10 protein-coding genes and 1 pseudogene are annotated in these 6,007 nt (G+C 36.5%); 6 read left to right on the forward strand and 5 right to left on the reverse strand.

Features of this window, described 5'->3' with window-relative positions; all coding sequences use genetic code 11:
* Nucleotides 1-712, reverse strand: a 712-nt coding sequence (gene mobQ, locus AC4CU0_RS15995; protein WP_490747103.1) for a MobQ family relaxase, incomplete at its 3' end; no start/stop codon positions are given.
* Between the two features lie 195 nt (nucleotides 713-907).
* On the opposite strand from mobQ, the gene AC4CU0_RS16000 reads away from it, so the two are divergent.
* Complete coding sequence (locus AC4CU0_RS16000) at nucleotides 908-1,189, forward strand: DUF8583 domain-containing protein (RefSeq protein WP_005254311.1); 282 nt, start codon at nucleotides 908-910, stop codon at nucleotides 1,187-1,189.
* On the opposite strand, the gene AC4CU0_RS16005 is transcribed toward AC4CU0_RS16000, so the two are convergent.
* Both AC4CU0_RS16005 and repM read right to left on the reverse strand, forming a co-directional pair.
* Nucleotides 1,186-1,482 (reverse strand): hypothetical protein, encoded by a 297-nt coding sequence (locus tag AC4CU0_RS16005; protein ID WP_032072979.1) that lies wholly within the window; start codon nucleotides 1,480-1,482, stop codon nucleotides 1,186-1,188. The two genes, AC4CU0_RS16000 and AC4CU0_RS16005, sit on opposite strands and share 4 nt — an antisense overlap.
* Nucleotides 1,479-2,408 (reverse strand): replication initiation protein RepM, encoded by a 930-nt coding sequence (gene repM / locus AC4CU0_RS16010; protein WP_032072978.1) that lies wholly within the window; start codon nucleotides 2,406-2,408, stop codon nucleotides 1,479-1,481. Before repM ends, AC4CU0_RS16005 begins: the two co-directional genes overlap by 4 nt.
* 853 nt (nucleotides 2,409-3,261) lie before the next feature.
* Here repM and AC4CU0_RS16015 point away from each other — a divergent pair.
* From AC4CU0_RS16015 to AC4CU0_RS16035, 5 genes are all read left to right on the forward strand, one after another.
* On the forward strand, nucleotides 3,262-3,597 hold the full coding sequence (locus tag AC4CU0_RS16015) for a carboxymuconolactone decarboxylase family protein (protein ID WP_004740263.1): 336 nt from the start codon (nucleotides 3,262-3,264) through the stop codon (nucleotides 3,595-3,597).
* Between the two features lie 312 nt (nucleotides 3,598-3,909).
* Nucleotides 3,910-4,245, forward strand: a complete 336-nt coding sequence (locus tag AC4CU0_RS16020; RefSeq protein WP_168417345.1) for a hypothetical protein — start codon at nucleotides 3,910-3,912, stop codon at nucleotides 4,243-4,245.
* A 13-nt stretch (nucleotides 4,246-4,258) separates the two neighbouring features.
* Nucleotides 4,259-4,483 (forward strand): DUF2798 domain-containing protein, encoded by a 225-nt coding sequence (locus AC4CU0_RS16025; RefSeq protein WP_071321337.1) that lies wholly within the window; start codon nucleotides 4,259-4,261, stop codon nucleotides 4,481-4,483.
* Nucleotides 4,484-4,598: 115 nt separating this feature from the next.
* On the forward strand, nucleotides 4,599-4,892 hold the full coding sequence (locus AC4CU0_RS16030; RefSeq protein ID WP_004870963.1) for a type II toxin-antitoxin system RelB/DinJ family antitoxin: 294 nt from the start codon (nucleotides 4,599-4,601) through the stop codon (nucleotides 4,890-4,892).
* A complete protein-coding gene (locus AC4CU0_RS16035; RefSeq protein ID WP_001129137.1) occupies nucleotides 4,885-5,166 on the forward strand; it encodes a type II toxin-antitoxin system YafQ family toxin in 282 nt (93 codons plus the stop codon). Before AC4CU0_RS16030 ends, AC4CU0_RS16035 begins: the two co-directional genes overlap by 8 nt.
* Before the next feature lie 114 nt (nucleotides 5,167-5,280).
* On the opposite strand, the gene AC4CU0_RS16040 is transcribed toward AC4CU0_RS16035, so the two are convergent.
* Together AC4CU0_RS16040 and AC4CU0_RS16045 are read right to left on the reverse strand one after the other, a co-directional pair.
* Nucleotides 5,281-5,751: a hypothetical protein gene (locus tag AC4CU0_RS16040; RefSeq protein ID WP_004870960.1), complete on the reverse strand. Its 471-nt coding sequence runs from the start codon at nucleotides 5,749-5,751 to the stop codon at nucleotides 5,281-5,283.
* Nucleotides 5,748-6,007 (reverse strand): annotated as a pseudogene (locus tag AC4CU0_RS16045) (MobQ family relaxase); the annotation flags it as partial. The gene AC4CU0_RS16040 and the pseudogene AC4CU0_RS16045, both read right to left, overlap by 4 nt.

A 6,007-nucleotide genomic window follows, 5' to 3' on the forward strand; every position in this document is an offset into this window, starting at 1 on the left:
TGATTTCGGTGTCTATGCCTTGTCTACGGAGTTGAGTGACCGAAGTCCCCTCATGAATGGTGGCTTGTAGTCCATTGTTCTGATCGGCATAGCTGCGGTGGTCTATTTTTTCTCGGTAGCCTGCTCGCTCCAGTGCGTGATTGGCTAAGTCCGCCCATGTTTCCCGAATCTGTTTGATGTCGTCTTGGGTTGTTCCCATATTTAGGCTTTTGCGTTTGGCATTACTTAACTCAATATCGGTTTTTGTCGTCAAAGTGAGTTTATTGTCAGGGTCTAATTCAGCTTTTCGGGTGGTCAGCATGATATGGGCGTGATGGTTTTTATCATTTCCGCCTTTGCTGGGTTCGTGAATGGCTAAATCTGCAATCACGCCATAACGATCAACAAGCGATTGGGCAAACTCTTTTGCCAAGTCCTTGCGCTGATCTGCATCCAGTTCATCAGGCAGGGCAATCACCCATTCTCTAGCGGTTCGAGCATCTTTGCGGTTTTCGGACTGTTCCGCCAAGTTCCACAATTCGCTACGGTCTATTTCTATATCAAGGTTAGACACAATTTCGCTATGGGCGACACCGTCCTTTCTCGTAAAGTCGTGGGTTAGTCCTGTTCGTTCATCTTTGAGTTTTTCCCCTGAACGGTAGGCAGACGATGCAACCGCAGTTCGTCCCGAACTTCGATTCACTGTTTTTGTTGAGCAATGATAAATCGCCATTTTTTCTTTCGCCTTTTTAAATTGCGTAGCAATTTTTTGGGGTTAAGGGGATTCCCCTTACGCAACGATGACTTGAATGAAATTCAAGTCGTAAGTGCGCATTTGATGAAAAACACGATAGCATATTACCCGCTTGAATTTCAATTCACAGGGTCTTATGCTTGAGTGGTTTTCTATATTCCGAAATTAACCGTTATGACTAAATCTGCTGAAAATATCGAAAAGAAAATTGAAGCCCAGTTAGAGAAGCTGAAACAGTTAAAAGCACAGAAACAAGCTATCGAAGCAAGAGAACGTACCAAGCAAAAGGAACAGCAACGAAAAGATGATACTCGGCGTAAAATTCTGCTCGGTTCTTATTTGATTAAAAAAATGCAGAATGAAGCCAATAAAGAAAAAATATTGGCTGAACTCAACGAATATTTAACAGAAAATAGAGATCGACAGCTTTTTGATTTGCCCGATATTGAAGCCTAATTTTTCTTAGCTGTTTGGTTGTTTTGTTCGGCTTGATACTCTGGAATGAGCGTATTTAAAACCTTTTGAATATTGTCCTTGTCTTCTATCTGCAAATTATCTCGATAGTAAATTAAGTCCTGTATTTTGCTTTCCATCTGCATTTTTTCGGTGGGTTCGGCATCTTTGGATAGTCGGGATAATAGGAAGATATAACCGCATATATTTTCCCTCGCAATTTCATAATTTACGATGTCGAGGTATTCAACGGTCACATGCTTTAGATCGGTTGATAGGTTATTTAATTTAATCATGGCTGAAATCCTGATTTTTCTAAAATTGGATAAAGCTCTCTGAATTTTTCAGGTTCTAAAAGCATATCAGCGATACGAATAGCAAATTGCTGGTAGCTTTCTGTGCCTTGTGAATATTTACTCATTTCAGGCATTTCAGACATTTTATTGGCAAATAAATGGCGTTGCGCATCGGTCATTTTTATAAAAAAGTCAGGGGTGTTTGGATCTCGTTTAGTTTCAATTTTAGGTTGTACTTTTTGCTTAAACTTGAATGAAAACCCTGTAATTGTACGCCCTTTCTTGTGTTGCTCATAAGTGGCTTTTATGTCTGTATGTTCATTGATTTGAGTAATGGCAGTTTCTAATACACGGCTTTTAAAATGGTGCATACGTTGATATTCATCATCTTCAACACCTAAATTTTTACGTAATTGTTGTAGTTCAAAAACAGGTGTTTTACCAACTTCACGCCAAGCGATTAATAACTCATAAAGTCTAGTGGCATACTTACTGGTCAGGTGTGCAACTTGTTTGGCTTCATATTTTGTAAAGTGTTCTTCTAATCTAGTGATTAAAGGCACTACATCAGGTGCGAAAGTAATTTCTAGTAATGCCAAATCATCTACATAAAAAATACGACTCACCCAGCGAGAGCGAACGATACCTACCTTTCCTGTTTTTTTATATTCGGCTGTATAGCTAAACTGCCTGTTAAATAGATTATTTACAGCATCTTTCAGGGCTTTGTAGGATGCATCAGGTGATACATTAAATAGCTTTGCATAGTCACTAGCATGTATTTCTAGTTTGCTATCTGCCGTAATACCCTGCCCTAATTCTCTTGCATTAATGATTGCAAGCATGACTAAACGCTGTTCTGTTAGTTCTAAATTATAACTGGCGTTTATTAATGCATTATCTTTCACAACTAAACCATTCTTCATATTAAATACACGTTATTATTAATGTGTATTTACACACTATATATTTTATGTGTGTAAATCAAGAGAATTTGTGTGCTTATACAAGAGAATTTGTGTGCTTATACAAGAGAATTTGTGTGCTTATACAAGAGAATTTGTGTGCTTATATACGCTAAAACCCTCTTATATCAATGCTTTCAGCTCATCTAAAAGCATTTAAAAGCTTTAAAAATAATTAAAAGCCTTTCGAGAGGGGAGTGCAAACTGCCCTAGGTACTCGCTAAAGCTCGTACTCTATTGAAGCTCGTTCCTCGCTTCGTGGGGCAGTTTTTAGTTAATCCTGTTTGTGAAATCTAAAAGCAAAAGCATTTGTAATGTATTCGCTTCGCTCATACTTTTTGAAAAGCAAAAGCTCCAAAGTTCGCACCCATTCGGGATGCTCTGTACCTACCGTTTAAAATCGAAAGGGAGCTTGTAATCAGAGAAAAGGCGAGGGCGAAATTTTGATGATGCTCAATCGCTCGTAGACACTCGCTCGGTTCTTATTATCTAGGTTTTAATTATTTACTGGAGCTAATCAAAGTTGTGAAACATTGCTTAAATAATAGGCGTGGAACGTGAAAAATCATAAAAAAAGCCCGAACAGGGATGTTCGGGCTATCAACTAGAAACTACAGCATTGATTTCTATAGATAATTATAACGCATTTCGTATAAGGTGTATTATGTTAATTTTAGAATAATTATAAAGTGTCTACAAAATCGGTAGCTATTCATTTATAAGATTAAAATTACGTTGTTTACACAAAATTTAAGAAATTTTATCTCCAATTTAACTAATATTAAATCTGTATTTAATCAAAGGTATTTTTAAAATGTTCCTAGATTGGCCAGAACATACAGCACATGTCAAAAAATCATTTGGATCTTTAGGAAAAACTCACCCTAAAATGCTTCAAGCTTATTTAGCACTTAATGATGCTGCTGCTGCCGAGGCATTAGATATCAAAACACGTGAATTAATATCTATAGCAGTGGCAATCACTACGCGTTGTGAAAGCTGTATTTCAGTGCATGCAGAAGCAGCAATGAAAGCTGGTGCAACAGAAAGCGAAGTAGCTGGTGCTTTAGCTACAGCAATTCATTTGAATGCAGGAGCTGCATATACATTTGCTTTACGAGCTTTAGAGGCATGTGAAGCACAGAAATAATATCTTTATTAGGTATTGAAAAAGATAATTTGACTAGAAAAAGTGCTACATAATTATTTGAAAAAGTTTAAAGTGCAGTCTCAAAAATGGGAGTTCAACAAAACTCCCATTTTTTATTATTGAGTCAGTTCTTAGCCTATGTAATGAGAATTTAATATAATGGAGATTGTATTAAATTTCTTTAATTATCATAAAGATAATATTATTTTTTTTGAATTTCGTATAAGGTGTATTATGTTAATTTTAGATAAAATTAAATATTGATTTGGGTTAATTAAAGCTGTAGAGTTTCTTTTTAAGTGAGTACTCAAAATGACATTCCAATTTATATTTGAAAATTTTAAAGCTTTATCAAATGGAACAGATGCTTTCAAACAGCTAAAGGCTTTATGTGAACAAGCAATTAGCAACGATAATAATAACTTAGATAGTTCCGCCTTATTCCTAATTTATGGGTTTGCAAAGAACTACGTTTTACTTTATGAAGATCAAGAAATTACTCCTGAATTTGCCAAAAAAGCAAAAAATCAACTGATCGATTATATGTCTGAACTTAATACGGCTTTAATCAGTCAAGATTCTAATCTTATATTAAATACTCTTAACAATATTTCAAAAAAATATTTTAAAAGTTCAAAAATATTTTAAGTTTTAATTATCAATGATTAAGCTATCATTAGAAGGGGTGTTAGTTCCTCTTTTTGTCTCATTTTTTATGAGTGGCATTAACGCTATTTTAAAAGGATTAGATGAAGATAAAATTTTATTATCAAATATTTTTTCAGAATGGATGATTAATTGGATTGTTGCTTACCCATGCCTTTTGATTATTGTCCCTTTCTCAAAAAAGATAGTTTTAAAGCTTTTTTATCCTCATTTAACATAATGGCGATTATACGAAATTCAGTTGTCAGAAACCATTTATTACATCAAAAGTAATGAAAAAGTAAAGAATATGAATTATATTATCTTTACTTTAATGGTTTTTGAGTGAGGGAATCATGTCCGCAGTCAATTTCAATATGCGCTTAGAAGCAGAGTTAAAAGAACAAGTTACCCCTATTTTGGAAGACTATGGTTTGACTATGCCTCAAGCATTCAAACTGTTCTTGAATCAAATCGTTAAAACTAAAGCGATTCCTTTGTCTTTTGACTATGCACGAGAACCTGCTTTAACTCCTAAAGCAGCAGCCAAGTTACTTCAATCTTTAAAAGAGATTGAAAATGGCGAGTACACCGAGTACGAAACGGTAGAAGAAGCGATTAAAGCTATGTCGGAAGAAGCACATGGCTAAACGTAAGATTATCGTAACCAGTTCTTTTAAACGTGATATTAAAAGACGTTATTTAGAACTGGTTACGGCTGAATGGGCAGAAGTATTAGATTGTTTAGTCGCAAATAATCCTTTGCCTGAAAAGTATTTAGATCATCCCTTGAAAGGTGGTGCAGAGTTTAAAAATTGTCGTGATTGTCATGTGAAGCCTGATTTAGTCTTGATCTATAGGCTTGTTGGTGACGATATTTTAGAACTGCATCAGTTGGATAGCCATTCCGAAATTTTTGGATGACTATCGCTCGATGCTTTGAAAGATGGCTTTAGCCATGTTTCAAAGTCGGGCAACTTTGCGACTGCTGTCATTGATTCGGTGATGGTAAGAGCCGAGCAAAGTACTGTCTAATCATTATTTTGGGTCAATCACACAATAATCCTTATTCGCTCCGTGACAGTCATTTTTCATGATGCGAACGCAAGACTTCCCATTGCAATTTTTAATATCTAGGCTGTATTTTTGTTCTAGCCATGCAACGTCTGCTCTACGCTGTTTGATTTCGTCCATGCTCGGCACATATAAAAATAATGCTAAAAAGAAAACGATCAGCAAGCTAACAAAAGCACTGGCGTAGATTGCCATGAATCGCCAGTCAAGTTGATTGGTTGCATTGTTTAATTCTCGAATACTGTTGTTGAGTGCGTCTATTTGCTTCTGATTGGCGTTTTTTAGGTGTTTTTCGGTCTTATTGAGTACTCCGCTAGCCACTTCCTTGTAAAACGCTTCTAATCGCTTGTTATCGTCTGCTATGGCTTCTCGATACTCTTTCATAGATGCCAGTAAAATATAGAGCTGGTCATCTAGGTCGTTTTGGTTGCTCATCGGTACATTCCGCCCTGATCTAAGTCTTGTGATGCTTTACGGTTGGCTCGCTCGGCTTGCTGTTGCTCTAGTTTTTGCTGTCGTTGTATTTCGGCTTGGCGTTCTTGTTCTAGGCGTTTAGCTTCTTGGTTTTTCTGCCATTGCTCGAAGCCTTGCTCGGCACGGTTTAAACCGTGCTGTAAAACGCTGTCTGTGCGCTGTTGCTGTTGTTTGAGGTGTTGGGCGTTGTGTTGCTTCACATGGTCGTTATAACGGC

The organism is Acinetobacter sp. LipI_15, from assembly GCF_058242865.1.